We start from the raw sequence: 13,629 nt of genomic DNA, 5'->3' as shown, positions 1-13,629 counted from the left end.
ATCCTGCCTCGATAGCGTCACAGCTATTTCAGGGATGTCGACATGCCTCAAGCCGAGATTGCAATCACCAGCGCACCCGCCTTGACCGCCGTGCTGTTTGGCCTGAGTGGCTGCCTAGTGGATTTTGGCTCACAGGCGCGCACCGACTCTCCTTCCCCGGATTCACAAGCCACGCCGGGCGCCCTGAAAATCCTGCGCAACCTCAAAGAGCTGGGCGTGCCCTGCGCTTGGCTGGATGAGCTGCCGCCTGCGGTAACCACTCCTTTGGCCGCCACCTTGCCCACCTGGCTCAAAGCAGCCTCGCCCTCCTCCATCCGCTGGCCCGCCCCCCACGCGTGCTGGCAAGCGCTGATGGAATTGAATATCGAACGCCTTGAAGGCTGCGTCCTGGTCAGCGGCGAGCCGCGCTTGTTGCAATCGGGACTTAACGCCGGGCTGTGGACCATCGGCCTGGCCTCCTGCGGTTCGCTGTGTGGCTTAGCGCCCGAGCAATGGCAAGCACTGAGCGACAAGGAACGCGAACACAAGCGCGGCAAGGCCACCGTGACGCTGTATGGGCTGGGAGTGCATTCTGTGATCGATCACTTAGGCGAACTCGGCACCTGCCTGGCAGACATCAGCCGGCGCCAGCTCAAAGGCGAGAAGCCCTGATCGAGATCATGCACAGTCGGCGCCGGTGGATTAATCTACAGTTCATCCCGTAGACCTTTCTCAGCGTGCCGTGGTCTATGCCAGTGCCTATCGATAAAAGGAAGAACGTCATGCCTGATCGCAAAAAACTGGAAGAACAGGTCAATATCCTGCGCGGGCAATTGGAGCAGGAGCCACCGCTATCGGAAGAAAAACGTGAAGCGCTGGAAGGGTTGATTGCCAAATTCGAAGTGCAACTTGAATTGGAACCGGCCACCCAGACACCGAGCATCGCCGATGATGTAAACCGTGCAGTGGAAGGTTTTGAACTGGACCATCCGGGCATTGCCGGGACACTGCGCAATATCGTGATCACCCTGGGCAACATCGGCATTTAACCCGAACCCAAGCCAGACACAGAACCAGAATGTGGGAGGGGGCTTGCCCCGATTGCGGAGTGTCAGTCACCGAACCTGTGCCTGAACCTCTGCTATCGGAAGCAAGCCCCCTCCCACATTTGTTTTACTGGCGGGCCAGGCGCACGTTCTGGAACGCCACATCCTCGGTACTGCGATAAGGGTTGATATCCAACCCGCCGCGCCGCACATAGCGCGCATACACCGTCAATTTCTCCGGCTTCAGCAGGCGCTGCAGGTCGAGGAAGATGCGCTCCACACACTGCTCATGGAAGTCCGAGTGCTGGCGAAAGCTCACGATGTACTCCAACAGGCTGGCGTGGTCCAGCGCGTGGCCACGGTACTCCACCACCACGCTGCCCCAGTCCGGCTGACTGGTAACCGGGCAATTGGACTTGAGCAGGTGGCTGTGCACGCTCTCCTCGACAATCCGCGAGTCGTCACAACGCAACAACTCAGGACGCGGATGTTCGTAGCTGCTGACGTTGATATCCAGATCGTCAATGCATACGCCCGGCAATGCCATCACACCCTCGGCCTCGATCTCTGCAAGCCTGCGGATGCGTACGGTCACTGGTTTACCGGCGGCGGCACTCAGGTCATCGCGCAGTGTCGACTCAAGGCTTTGCGTATCGGCAAAGGCGGTCTGGTTCAGCGAGTTGAGGTACAGCTTGAATGACTTGGACTCGATGATATTCGGCGAGTCGGCCGGGATACTGAACTCACCAATGGCCACCACCGGCTTGCCCGACGGCAACAGCCAGGACAGTTCGAAGCAGTTCCAGAAATCCACGCCCTTGTAAGGCAGGGTCTCGGCACTCAGGCCCAGCTCGGCCCACTTGGCGGCGCGAGGAATCGGGAACAGCAACGAAGGCGTGTACGTGGAGATGTATTCACTGGACTTGCCCAGCGGCGAATGTTCGGCTGCGGGATGCATGGCGGAAACCTGGCTAAATAAACCGCGCCAGTCTACCAGCCTTTGCCCCCGCCCTTAAGAAACGCCTTACTCAACGGTCAGCTTGCCGACCATGCCTGCCTGGTAATGCCCGGGCAGGTTACAGGCGAACTCCAGACCGGTGGCCTGGGTGAATGTCCACGTCAGCTCAGCAGTTTTACCGGGCTCGACCAGCACACTGTTCGGGTCATCGTGCTTCATTGCACCATGGCCCATGGCGCTGTGGTCCATCTTGCCCATGCCGGTGGACGTGAGCATGCCGCTGGCCTGCATCTGCAACATTTCCTTCTGATGCGCCGCGTGCATCGCCGCGTCACCGAGGTTGAATTCATGCAGCAACTGGCCCTTGTTGACCAGCACGAAGCGCACCGTCTCACCGGCTTTTACGTCCAGGGACTTGGGCGCAAAGGCAATATCCTGCAGCGTCACTTCTACGGTGCGCGTGGCCTTGTCAGCCGCTGCTGGTTGACCAAATGCATAGCTGTGGGATGCATCAGCCATTGCATTGAAACTCAACGCCAACAGGCAACCCGCCAACAACTGGGGTGTACGCAACGTCATCTCTCTTCTCCAAAATGTATAACCGGCTTGAGCCGCACTCTAAGATTACGCCGCTGCCAGCCAACTGACTGCTAGATTACAACTTTGTCAGGTTGCGCCCCGCACCTGGTCCCCACGGTATAAAGCCCCCTCGCCACCCGTTGCCAAGAGCTACCCCATGAAATTGCTGATCGTCGAAGACCAACCGAAAACCGGCCACTATCTGCGTCAAGGCCTGGCCGAGGCTGGCTTTACCACCGAACTGGTGGCCGACGGCACCAGCGGCCAGCACCTGGCGCTGACCGGCGATTATGACCTGCTGATCCTGGATGTAATGCTGCCCGGTCGCGACGGTTGGCAAATCCTGCAAGCGGTGCGCAGTGCCGGTCTGGAGATCCCGGTGCTATTTCTGACCGCCCGGGATGCCGTAGAGGACCGCGTGCATGGCCTGGAATTGGGCGCCGACGATTACCTGATCAAACCCTTCGCCTTCTCCGAATTGCTGGCGCGGGTGCGCAGCCTGTTGCGCCGTGGCAGCAGTACGCCCCAGGAAACCGCCCTGCAAGTGGCCGACCTGCGTTTGGACCTGATCCGCCGCCGCGTCGAGCGCGACGGCCAACGTATCGACCTGACCGCCAAGGAGTTTTCTCTACTGGAACTGCTGCTGCGCCGCCAGGGCGAAGTGCTGCCCAAAACGCTGATCGCCTCCCAGGTGTGGGACATGAATTTCGACAGCGACACCAACATCATCGAAGTAGCGATCCGCCGCCTACGCTTCAAAGTCGATGACAACTTCCCTAATAAGCTGATCCACACCGTTCGCGGCATGGGCTATGTGCTGGAGGAGCGGTGCAATTGATCAAGCGCCTGTCCCTCGCCAGCCGCCTGGCACTATTGTTTGCGGCTTGTACGGCAGTGGTGTCGCTGATTGCAGGCGTGCTGTTCAACCAAGCCAGTGAGGCGCACTTTGTCGAGTTGGACCAGCAGCAACTCGACAGCAAACTTGTGGCGTTGCGCAGCACCTTGCAGGGCGTCGACTCACCTCAAGCGTTCAACCAACGCGAGGCGCAACTGCGCGTCGAACTCAATCGACAGCCCGACCTTGCACTGCGCATCACTTCAGCCGGCCAGCGCTGGCTGGACGATGCGTCGAACGTCGCCCTGCCCACCGCGCCCGGCCTGCATAGCCTACAAAATGCCGGCACCGATTACCGCGTCTACAATGCGCCACTGAACGCTGGCCAAGCTGACTCACCGCAACTGAGCCTGATACTCGACATCACCCACCACCAGCACTTCCTGCAACGCATGCAGCGTTTGATCTGGCTCACCGTTGGCCTCTCTGCCCTCGCCACCGCGCTGCTGGGTGCCTGGGCCGCACGCAGCGGCTTGCGCCCATTGCGGCGCATGGGCGAAGTGGCTGCCAGCGTATCGGCCCACTCCTTGACCCAGCGCCTGCCTCAGCAACACATGCCGGCGGAACTGGCTGAACTGGCCCAGGCCTTCAACGCCATGCTGGGACGATTGGACGACGCGTTCCAACGCCTGTCGGCCTTCTCCGCCGACATTGCCCATGAACTGCGCACGCCGCTGTCGAACCTGCTGACCCAGACACAAGTCATCCTCACCCAGCCACGCCCGCTGGAGGATTACCGCGAGGCGCTGCACAGTAATTTGGAAGAGCTGCAATGGATGGCCCAACTGGTCAACGACATGCTGTACCTGGCCAAGGCGGACCACGGTTTGCTGATGCCCAAGCGTGAGCCATTGGCCCTGGCCGATGAAGTGGAGGCGTTGCTGGAGTTCTTTGCGTTGCTGGCCGAGGACGCGCACGTATCGCTGGTACAAGAAGGCAGCGCTCATACAGCCGGGGATCGCGGCATGTTGCGCCGGGCTTTGTCGAACTTGCTGGATAACGCCCTCAGGTTCACCCCGGCAGGCGGCGAAGTGCGGGTAAGAATAACCGAAGGCGCAATGGGCGTGACGCTAGCGGTGGAGAACACCGGTGAAGGCATCCCCGGGGCGTTGCTACCGAGGCTGTTTGATCGGTTCTATCGGGCCGACCCGGCGCGCCATGAAGGCAGCAGCGAACATGCGGGGCTGGGGCTGGCGATTACCCAGTCGATCGTGCGCGCCCATGGGGGGAGGATTTTTTGTGAGTCCGGGGCTGGATGGACGCGGTTTGTGATTGAGCTGCCAGCTGTAGATTGATGCAAGCTGCACCGACCCTATCGGGGGCAAGCCCCCTCCCACACTTTGATCTATGAATACCTCAAATGTGGGAGGGCGCTTGCCCCCGATAGCGGTCTCAATAATTACGAGTATCTCAGCGCATGCGCCGGCTCAATCTTCGCCGCCCGATACGCCGGATATAGCGTCGCCAAAAAGCTCAACACAAACCCGGCGGTGCAGATCAGCACCACATCACCACCTTGCAGCTCCGAAGGCAGGTTGCTGACGAAGTACACATCCGAACTAAAGATATGCTGCCCGCTCACCCGCTCGACCCAGCCCACCAACTCGCTCACGTTGAGCGCTGCAATAACCCCCAGCACGCCGCCGATCAAGGTGCCGACAATGCCGATCACCGTGCCCTGCACCATGAAGATCGCCATGATCTGCCGTGGCGTGGCGCCGATGGTGCGCAGGATCGCGATGTCCGCGCCTTTGTCATTCACCACCATGATCAAGGTGGCGATGATGTTGAACGCGGCCACGGCGACGATCATCAGCAGCAGCAGGCCGATCATGGTCTTTTCCATTTTCATCGCGCTGAACAGGCTGCCCTGGGTGTGGGTCCAGTCATCTGCCTTGTAGGCCGCGCCGAGGCTGGTGGCAATGTCCGTGGACACCTTGGGCGCTGCGTACAAATCTTTAACCGCCAAGCGCACACTCTGCACCTGGTTCGGCTGCCAATGCTGGATTTCCGCCGCGTCGGCCATGTGTATCAAGGCCATGGAACCATCCAGCTCGGCGCCGACCTTGAAAATCCCCACCACGTTCAACCGCTGCATACGCGGGGTGATGCCGCCCGGTGCAGTGCTGATTTCCGGCACGATCAGGGTGAGCTTGTCGCCCACGTTCAAGCGGAAACGCCGGGCGGTGATCTCACCGACCACCACGCCGAACTCGCCGGGTTTCAGGTCGTCCAGTTTGCCCTGAACGATGTGCTGGGCCACGATCGACACCTTGCCTTCCTGGGCCGGGTCGACGCCGCTGATCTCGATCGGCTGCATCGCGCCCTTGTAGGAGAACATGCCGTCCATCTGCGTGAACGGTACTGCAGCGGTCACTTGCGGATTCTTCATCGCCGCCGCGGCCACCGGCTGCCAATCATCAATCGGCTTCACGCCGACGATGGTGGCGTGGGGCACCATGCCGAGGATGCGCGAGCTCATTTCGCGCTGGAAGCCGTTCATCACCGACAGCACCACGATCATCGCCAATACGCCCAGGGCGAGGCCGATCATCGATGTCATCGAGATAAACGAAACAAAACGGTTGCGGCGCTTGGCGCGGGTATAGCGCGTGCCGATGAAAATCGATAACGGTCTGAACATTCGCGGGCACCGTTGGAAAAATAGAAAACCCGGCGTCAGGCACCGGGCTTGAAACAGGTCAGATGGCGACCAGATGACCTTCCTGCAGGTGCAGCACGCGGTCCATCTGGCGGGCCATGCTCATGTCATGGGTCACCACCAGGAATGCAGTGCGCATCTGGGTGCTCAGTTCCAGCATCAAATCCTTGATGCCCTGGGCGGTGTGGGAGTCGAGGTTGCCGGTGGGCTCGTCGAGCATCACCAGGCCTGGGTTGTTCACCAGGGCGCGGGCGATTGCCACACGCTGGCGCTCGCCGCCGGACAGTTCGGCCGGCTTGTGCTCAAGGCGATGGCCCAAGCCGACACGCTCCAGCAAGGCCTTGGCACGCTGGCGTGCTTCCGGGATTGCGGTCTTGCCGATCAGCAGCGGCATGCAGACGTTTTCCAGTGCGGTGAATTCCGGCAACAAGTGGTGAAACTGGTACACAAAACCCAACGAACGGTTGCGCAACTGGCCACGGGCCTTTTCATTCAAGGCTGACAATTCTTCGCCAGCCAGCCAGACGCTGCCCTGGGACGGCGTGTCGAGGCCGCCCAACAGGTTCAGCAAGGTACTTTTGCCGGAACCGGAACTGCCGACGATCGCCACGCGTTCGCCTGGATGCAGCTCAAGTTGCAGGTTGGACAGCACCACCACTGACTCAGGGCCTTCCTCGTAGGATTTGCCCAGGTTGCGGCAGCTCAGGATTGCTTTTTCACTCATGCCCGATTCACTCATAACGTAAGGCCTGTGCTGGCTGGGTACGTGCCGCGCGCCAGGCTGGATACAGGGTGGCAAGGAAACTCAGGACCAACGCAGCCCCGCCCACCATCAACACGTCCTGGGCCTGAACCTGGGACGGCAAGTAGTCGATGAAGTAGACGTCTGCATTGAGAAACTTGTGGCCGATTACTTTCTCAAGCAAGGCGATGGCTGCGCTGACGTTAAGCGCGGCCAGGATGCCCACGGCGGTGCCGATCAAGGTACCCACCACGCCGATCACGGTGCCCTGCACCATGAAGATCGCCATGATCTGCCCCGGCGTGGCGCCCAGAGTACGCAGGATGGCGATGTCGCCTTTCTTGTCATTCACCACCATCACCAGCGTGGAAATGATGTTGAACGCGGCCACAGCGACGATCAGCAGCAGCAGCAGGCCGATCATGGCTTTTTCCATGCGGATGGCCTGGTACAGGTTGCCGTGGGTACGGGTCCAGTCACGGGCGTAATACTCGGTTTCACCCAAGTGCTGGGCGATATCCCAGGCACCGCGCGGGGCGTCGAACAAATCGCTGAACTTCAGGCGCAGGCCCTGCACCTGATCCGGCTGCCAGCGCTGGAGGCGGGCCAGATCGGTGAGATTGGTCAGCCCGAGGTAGCCGTCGATTTCGCCGGCGCCCACATGGAAGGTGCCGACCACGGTAAAGCGTTTCATGCGCGGAAACATGCCCGCCGGGGTCACGGTGACTTCCGGCGCGACGAAGGTCAGCTTGTCGCCGAGGCCCACGCCGAGCTTGGCTGCGGCCTTGTCGCCAATCACGATGCCGAAATCACCAGGCGCCAGATCGTCGAGTTTGCCCTGCAACATGAACTTGTCGATGATCGACACGTTGCGTTCCTGGGCTGGGTCGATGCCATTGAGCAAGATCTTCTGCACCTTGCCATCATGGGTCAGCAGCCCCTGCATCTGGGTAAACGGCGCAACGGCCACGACCTTGGGGTTCTGCTTGACCTTGGCGGCCAGGTTTTGCCAATCGTTGATCGGCTCGCCCGACTCGATGGTCGCGTGGGGCACCATGCCCAGCACGCGGGTGCGCATCTCATGATCGAAGCCGTTCATCACCGACAGCACCACAATCATCACGACTACGCCCAAGGCGAGCCCGATCATCGAGGTCAAGGAAATGAACGACACAAAATGATTGCGGCGCTTTGCACGGGTATAACGCGTGCCAATAAATACGAAGAGAGGTCTGAACATGTCGGGGCTTGTTCGGAGGAAAAGAAGACGTCCCGGTGGCGGGGTCTGGTAAGCAGCTTTACACTCTGACCATTACCGTTACCTGGGGTTCGCCATGTCGACATTAGATGAAGAAGAGCGCCGCGAATACTACCGTATCGACGACATGATCGCACTCCAAATCAAAAACCTGTCGGCCCCCGAAGCGGCGAGCAAGGAAGTGTTGCTGGATGATTCACCGCTGTTCAACCTGCTCAGCGAATTGCACCTCAGCGAATTCGAAGCCCAGCACCTGCTGCGCCAACTGAGCGAGAAGGACCGCACCCTCGCCGCCTTCCTGCGCGTGCAGAACAAGCGCGTAGACCTGCTCAGCCAGATCATGGCACGCGGCCTGCTCGATGAGGTGGGCGCACCGCAGCCGGTGATCATCTCCGAAGGCGGTATCGACTTCCAACACCCTACCTCACTGGTCACCGGCGCTCACTTGGCCGTCAAGCTGGTGCTGATGCCCCAGGCGCTCGGCCTGCTGTTGCGGGCGCGGGTCACCCATTGCGATCCCAAGGGCGATGGCTTTGACGTGGGTACGGAATTTGAGTCCATGACCGATACCCAACGCCAACTGCTGGCGCGCTACATCCTGCAAAAACAGGCCCAGGAACGCCGCCTGGCGCGGGAACAAAGCGACGACATCTGAATTCGTATTCACTACGCCAGCCAGCCTGGCGCAAAGGAGCAACTGTGACCCTGATTTACGGCCACCGCGGTGCCAAAGGCGAAGCACCGGAAAACACCCTGACCAGCTTCCAGGAGTGCCTCAAGCACGGTGTACGCCGCTGCGAACTGGATCTGCACCTGTCCATGGACGGCGAGTTGATGGTCATCCACGACCCGACCCTCAAGCGCACCGCTGACCGGCGCGGCAAGGTCGTCGAGTATTCGGCGGCGGACCTTGTGAAGATGGACGCACGCAAAGGCGGCCCAGGCTGGATCAAACCGTGCCCGATCCCGCGTCTGGAAGAGCTGTTCGAGCAGTGCGACTTCGATCACTGGCAACTGGAAGTCAAAAGCGCTTCGCGCACCCGCGCCGCGACCACCGTGCTGGCAATCCGTGAGATGGCGGTACGTTTCGGCCTGATGGACAAAGTCACCGTGACTTCAAGCTCGCGGGAAGTATTGAAAGCGGCGGTTGAACTCACCCCGGACCTGTCACGCGGACTGGTCGCCGAATACGCCTGGCTCGACCCACTGAAGGTCGCGCAAAACTACGGCTGTGAGTATCTGGCATTGAACTGGACGTTGTGCACCCCGGAGCGTCTGGAAAAAGCCCAGCGCCAGGGTTTGCACGTGTCCGTATGGACGGTCAACGAACCTGCGCTGATGCGCAGGCTCGCCGACTTCGGCGTAGATAGCCTGATTACAGACTTTCCCGGTTTGGCCACTGCCACCCTCGGGAATTACTGAAATCGGTCTCCCCGGCCGGCTCAGGCCACCGGCCGGAGCCGCTCAAAAAAGCCGGTTGAGGCCGTCGTAGGCCGCTACCCGATAGGCTTCAGCCATGGTCGGGTAGTTGAACGTGGTGTTCACAAAGTACTTGAGGGTATTTTGCTCGCCCGGCTGGTTCATGATGGCCTGGCCGATGTGCACGATCTCCGACGCCTGGTAGCCGAAGCAATGCACACCGAGCACCTCAAGGGTCTCGCGGTGGAACAGGATCTTCAGCATGCCTTGGGGCTCACCAGCGATCTGCGCACGCGCCATGCTCTTGAAGAACGCCTTGCCGACTTCATAAGGCACCTTGGCCTTGGTCAGTTCGTGCTCGTTCTTGCCAATCGAGCTGATCTCGGGAATCGTGTAGATCCCGGTCGGCACGTCGTTCACGTAGCGCCAGCTGCCGTTGTCGACGATGCTGCCAGCAGCCGAACGGCCCTGGTCATGCGCCGCACTGGCCAGGCTTGGCCAGCCGATTACGTCACCAGCGCCGTAGATGTTGGTTACACAGGTGCGGTAGTTCTCGTCCACCTCGATCTGGCCACGGTTGTTGACCTTGACCCCGATGTTTTCCATGCCCAGCTTGTCGGTGTTGCCGGTACGGCCGTTGCACCACAACAAGGCGTCGGCCTTGATCTTCTTGCCGGACTTGAGGTGCAGGATCACACCGTTGTCCAGGCCTTCGACCCGCTCGTACTCTTCGTTGTGGCGAACAGTGATGTTGTTGTTGCTGAAGTGGTAGCTCAACGCCTGGGAAATTTCCGAGTCGAGGAAGCTCAGCAATTGGTCGCGGTTGTCCACCAGTTCCACCAATACACCCAGGCCGCTGAAGATCGAGGCGTATTCACAGCCGATCACGCCGGCGCCGTAGATGATCAATTTGCGCGGGGTGTGGCCCAAGCTCAGGATGGTGTCGCTATCGTAGATACGCGGATGGTGGAAATCGATATCGGCCGGGCGATACGGGCGCGAACCGGTGGCGATGATGATGTGCTTGGCCACCAGCTTCTCGACCACGCCGTTGGCGCACACCACTTCGACGGTTTGCTCGTCGGCGAAGCTGCCGGTTCCGAAGAACAGGTCGACACGGTTACGGGCGTAGTAGCCGGTACGCGAAGCCACTTGTTTGGAGATAACTTTCTCGGCGCTCTTGAGCACGTCCGGGAACGAGAACCAGCGCGGCTCACCAATGGCCCGGAACATCGGATTGGTGTTGAACTGCATGATCTGGCGGACCGAGTGACGCAAGGCCTTGGACGGGATGGTACCCAGGTGGGTGCAGTTACCGCCGACCTGGCGACGGCTATCGACCATCGCCACCTTGCGCCCTGCCTTCGCGGCGTTCATCGCCGCACCTTCTCCAGCCGGGCCGGAACCCAGTACCACCACGTCGTAGTTGTAGACAGCCATGCGTACTCCTCAGAACAGGCCAGGCGTACGGTTGGACGCCTGGCTAAATCATGCCGCGGCCAGCGGTCATGAAGGACAATTTGGCTCAAGTGTGTGAACCGGGGCACAGTCTATATAAGGCTCAACGCCGCGCACATTAACCCTTGGTCGCGTCGTAGGCCAGTATTGCCTTTACTACACGGCGCAGATTACCGCTAAATCCTGACACGGCCAGAAATTGAATTACCCTGTAGGCACGTACGTTTTTCAGGACGGGGCATTATGCGACATATAGTTATCTGTTTGATGATGATGCTGTCGATCACGGCGCATGCTAATGAGGCGGATCGATTGAAGCAGGCCGATTTCCCGGCACAGTCCCAGGAACTGGTCCTGAAAAACCAGGCGGTGCTCACGTACCTCTGGGCGGACGTGTACGCGGCGGCGCTATATGCCCCGGCGACGCTGAGCGCCAGACAGGCCTGGGACCAGCAAAAGGCGCTGCGCCTGGTGCTTTATTACTATCGCGACATCGACCGCTCCGACGTGATCAAGGCCGCCACCGCTACGCTGGAGCGCCAGCAAGCCAGCGCACGCTTGAAGCCCGAGCTGGATCAACTGCATGCCAGCTTTCGCAACATACGCAAAGGTGATCGATATGCCTTGGACTTTCATCCAGGGCGCGGCTTGAACCTTGAGATCAATGGCCAAGTGGTGTTCAGCAGCCGTAATGAGGCACTGGCCAGGGCCTACCTGGCTATCTGGCTGGCGCCCAAAGGGCTGTCTGAAGAGTTGCGCGGCAAATTGTTGAAATGAAAATGGCCTGCCGTGGGGTATGCATCCACTGAACGACCGCTATCGGGGGCAAGTCCCCTCCCACATGTCGATTTGTGAGTACATTCAAATGTGGGAGGTAGCTTGCTCCCGATGAGGCCCTGATCGACAACACAAAACCTGCAGCCATAAAAAAGCCCCGAACCAGTCGGGGCTTTTTCATTCAACGCAGAGGCTTAGCGCGGAAACGCAGGCGGGTTAACCCCAGCCATGTCTTCCATCACGCGAACCACCTGGCAGCTGTAGCCGAACTCGTTGTCGTACCACACGTACAGCACAACACGGTTGTCCTGGGTAATGGTCGCTTCCGCGTCCACCACACCGGCGTGGCGCGAGCCAACGAAGTCGGTGGACACCACTTCCTGGGAATTGACGTAGTCGATTTGCTTGTGCAGATCGGAGTGCAGCGCCATGTAGCGCAGGTACTCGTTCATCTCTTCACGGGTGGCGGCTTTCTCAAGGTTCAGGTTGAGAATCGCCATCGACACGTTAGGCGTCGGCACACGGATCGCGTTACCGGTCAGCTTGCCGGCCAGCTCAGGCAAAGCTTTGGCAGCAGCGGTGGCAGCACCGGTCTCGGTGATAACCATGTTCAGCGCGGCGCTACGACCACGGCGATCGCCTTTGTGGAAGTTGTCGATCAGGTTCTGGTCGTTGGTGTACGAGTGAACGGTTTCAACGTGGCCGTTAACGATGCCGAACTTGTCGTTCACAGCTTTCAGCACCGGCACGATGGCATTGGTGGTGCAGGAAGCGGCGGACACGATCTTGTCGTCAGCAGTGATTTCACCGTGGTTGATGCCGTGCACGATGTTCTTCAGCTTGCCTTTGCCAGGTGCGGTCAGAACAACACGGTCAACACCCGGGCAGGCCAGGTGCTGGCCCAGGCCTTCGGCATCACGCCATACGCCAGTGTTATCCACCAGCAGAGCGTCCTTGATGCCGTACTGGGTGTAATCCACCTCAGACGGGTTCTTCGCGTAGATCACCTGGATCAGGTTACCGTTGGCGGTGATGGTGTTGTTTTCTTCGTCGATGACGATGGTGCCGTTGAACGGACCGTGTACCGAATCGCGACGCAGCAGGCTGGCGCGTTTGGTCAGGTCGTTGTCGGCGCCTTTGCGCACAACAATGGCACGCAGGCGCAGGCCGTCGCCGCCACCGGTTTTTTCGATCAGGATGCGTGCCAGCAGGCGGCCGATACGACCGAAGCCGTACAGAACCACATCAGTGCCTTTACGGGCAGCGGCGTTTTGCTGGCCAACCACATCGGCCATTTCTTCACGCACGAACTGCTCGGCAGTGCGGCCCGCGCCTTCTTTGCGGAATTTGTACGCCAACTTGCCCAGATCTACCGAGGCCGCACCGAGCTTGAGCTCGCTCATGGCCTTGAGCAGTGGGAATGTTTCGTGGACGGAGAGTTCGCTGTCGTCGGCAGAGCGATGGCGCGCAAAACGGTGCGCCTTGAGAATCGCGATGACGGACTGGTTGATCAGGCTGCGGCCATAGATCGAGCTCACCACATTGTTATTGCGGTACAGCTGACCGATAAGCGGGATCATCGCTTCTGCGAGTGCTTCACGGTCGATCCATTCACCAAGACACTGGTCGGGCTTCTGAGTCACGGGAACCTTCCACATGTAGGGGCTGAAAAAAGGGGCTACATTATGCCGCCCGACTGTCCTCGTCGCAATGCGCGCCAGGCAACAAAAAGTCCTTGCTAAAAAATACCGCCCCGCTGCAGCCCAGTAAATACGCGGGTTCCAGAAGGCCACTAGTTCAACGAGTCGGCCGACTTGTCCGTAACCCTCCTAAACATTCACGCTTTTTGGCACTAC

General features: G+C 59.8%; 14 protein-coding genes. 7 read left to right on the top strand and 7 right to left on the bottom strand.

Annotated features, from left to right (window positions below; genetic code table 11):
- The first annotated feature begins 42 nt into the window (after positions 1-42).
- Positions 43-651, top strand: coding sequence for a hypothetical protein (locus LRO94_RS08365; RefSeq protein WP_032888830.1), 609 nt, complete (start codon positions 43-45; stop codon positions 649-651).
- A 110-nt stretch (positions 652-761) separates the two neighbouring features.
- Entirely contained in the window at positions 762-1,028 is a 267-nt protein-coding gene (locus LRO94_RS08360; RefSeq protein WP_032888829.1) for a DUF4404 family protein, read from the top strand.
- Between the two features lie 124 nt (positions 1,029-1,152).
- Here LRO94_RS08360 and queF read toward each other — a convergent pair whose 3' ends face one another.
- Positions 1,153-1,983 (bottom strand): NADPH-dependent 7-cyano-7-deazaguanine reductase QueF, encoded by an 831-nt coding sequence (gene queF, locus LRO94_RS08355; protein WP_032888827.1) that lies wholly within the window; start codon positions 1,981-1,983, stop codon positions 1,153-1,155.
- A 66-nt stretch (positions 1,984-2,049) separates the two neighbouring features.
- A complete protein-coding gene (gene copI, locus LRO94_RS08350) occupies positions 2,050-2,562 on the bottom strand; it encodes a copper-resistant cuproprotein CopI (RefSeq protein ID WP_032888825.1) in 513 nt (170 codons plus the stop codon).
- 157 nt (positions 2,563-2,719) lie between these two features.
- Between copI and LRO94_RS08345 the strand changes: the two genes are divergently transcribed.
- Both LRO94_RS08345 and LRO94_RS08340 read left to right on the top strand, forming a co-directional pair.
- Complete coding sequence (locus LRO94_RS08345; protein WP_179179392.1) at positions 2,720-3,400, top strand: heavy metal response regulator transcription factor; 681 nt, start codon at positions 2,720-2,722, stop codon at positions 3,398-3,400.
- A complete protein-coding gene (locus tag LRO94_RS08340) occupies positions 3,397-4,752 on the top strand; it encodes a heavy metal sensor histidine kinase (RefSeq protein ID WP_179180088.1) in 1,356 nt (451 codons plus the stop codon). Before LRO94_RS08345 ends, LRO94_RS08340 begins: the two co-directional genes overlap by 4 nt.
- A gap of 104 nt (positions 4,753-4,856) precedes the next feature.
- On the opposite strand, the gene LRO94_RS08335 is transcribed toward LRO94_RS08340, so the two are convergent.
- Genes LRO94_RS08335 through LRO94_RS08325 form a run of 3 tightly spaced genes read right to left on the bottom strand, consistent with a single transcriptional unit; the run spans position 4,857 to position 8,101 of the window.
- Complete coding sequence (locus tag LRO94_RS08335) at positions 4,857-6,101, bottom strand: lipoprotein-releasing ABC transporter permease subunit (RefSeq protein WP_032888822.1); 1,245 nt, start codon at positions 6,099-6,101, stop codon at positions 4,857-4,859.
- 58 nt (positions 6,102-6,159) lie between these two features.
- Entirely contained in the window at positions 6,160-6,843 is a 684-nt protein-coding gene (lolD, locus tag LRO94_RS08330) for a lipoprotein-releasing ABC transporter ATP-binding protein LolD (RefSeq protein WP_024074097.1), read from the bottom strand.
- Positions 6,844-6,850: 7 nt separating this feature from the next.
- On the bottom strand, positions 6,851-8,101 hold the full coding sequence (locus tag LRO94_RS08325) for a lipoprotein-releasing ABC transporter permease subunit (protein WP_032888819.1): 1,251 nt from the start codon (positions 8,099-8,101) through the stop codon (positions 6,851-6,853).
- Positions 8,102-8,195: 94 nt separating this feature from the next.
- Here LRO94_RS08325 and LRO94_RS08320 point away from each other — a divergent pair, with 94 nt between their 5' ends.
- Positions 8,196-8,774, top strand: coding sequence for a PilZ domain-containing protein (locus LRO94_RS08320; RefSeq protein ID WP_032888817.1), 579 nt, complete (start codon positions 8,196-8,198; stop codon positions 8,772-8,774).
- Positions 8,775-8,818: 44 nt separating this feature from the next.
- Entirely contained in the window at positions 8,819-9,541 is a 723-nt protein-coding gene (locus tag LRO94_RS08315) for a glycerophosphodiester phosphodiesterase (RefSeq protein WP_032888815.1), read from the top strand.
- A 42-nt stretch (positions 9,542-9,583) separates the two neighbouring features.
- On the opposite strand, the gene sthA is transcribed toward LRO94_RS08315, so the two are convergent.
- Complete coding sequence (sthA, locus tag LRO94_RS08310; RefSeq protein ID WP_032888814.1) at positions 9,584-10,978, bottom strand: Si-specific NAD(P)(+) transhydrogenase; 1,395 nt, start codon at positions 10,976-10,978, stop codon at positions 9,584-9,586.
- A gap of 261 nt (positions 10,979-11,239) precedes the next feature.
- Between sthA and LRO94_RS08305 the strand changes: the two genes are divergently transcribed.
- Entirely contained in the window at positions 11,240-11,773 is a 534-nt protein-coding gene (locus LRO94_RS08305; protein ID WP_179179393.1) for a chalcone isomerase family protein, read from the top strand.
- Between the two features lie 194 nt (positions 11,774-11,967).
- Here LRO94_RS08305 and LRO94_RS08300 read toward each other — a convergent pair whose 3' ends face one another.
- Positions 11,968-13,431 carry a glyceraldehyde-3-phosphate dehydrogenase gene (locus tag LRO94_RS08300; RefSeq protein WP_032888810.1) on the bottom strand — a complete coding sequence of 488 codons (1,464 nt, stop codon included), beginning with the start codon at positions 13,429-13,431 and terminating at the stop codon, positions 11,968-11,970.
- Positions 13,432-13,629 lie beyond the last annotated feature (198 nt).

Source organism: Pseudomonas sivasensis, from assembly GCF_021391435.1.
Taxonomy (GTDB): Bacteria; Pseudomonadota; Gammaproteobacteria; order Pseudomonadales; family Pseudomonadaceae; genus Aquipseudomonas; species Aquipseudomonas sivasensis.
Note: the sequence above shows the minus strand (reverse complement) of the source record. Positions and strands in the feature narration are given on the sequence as shown.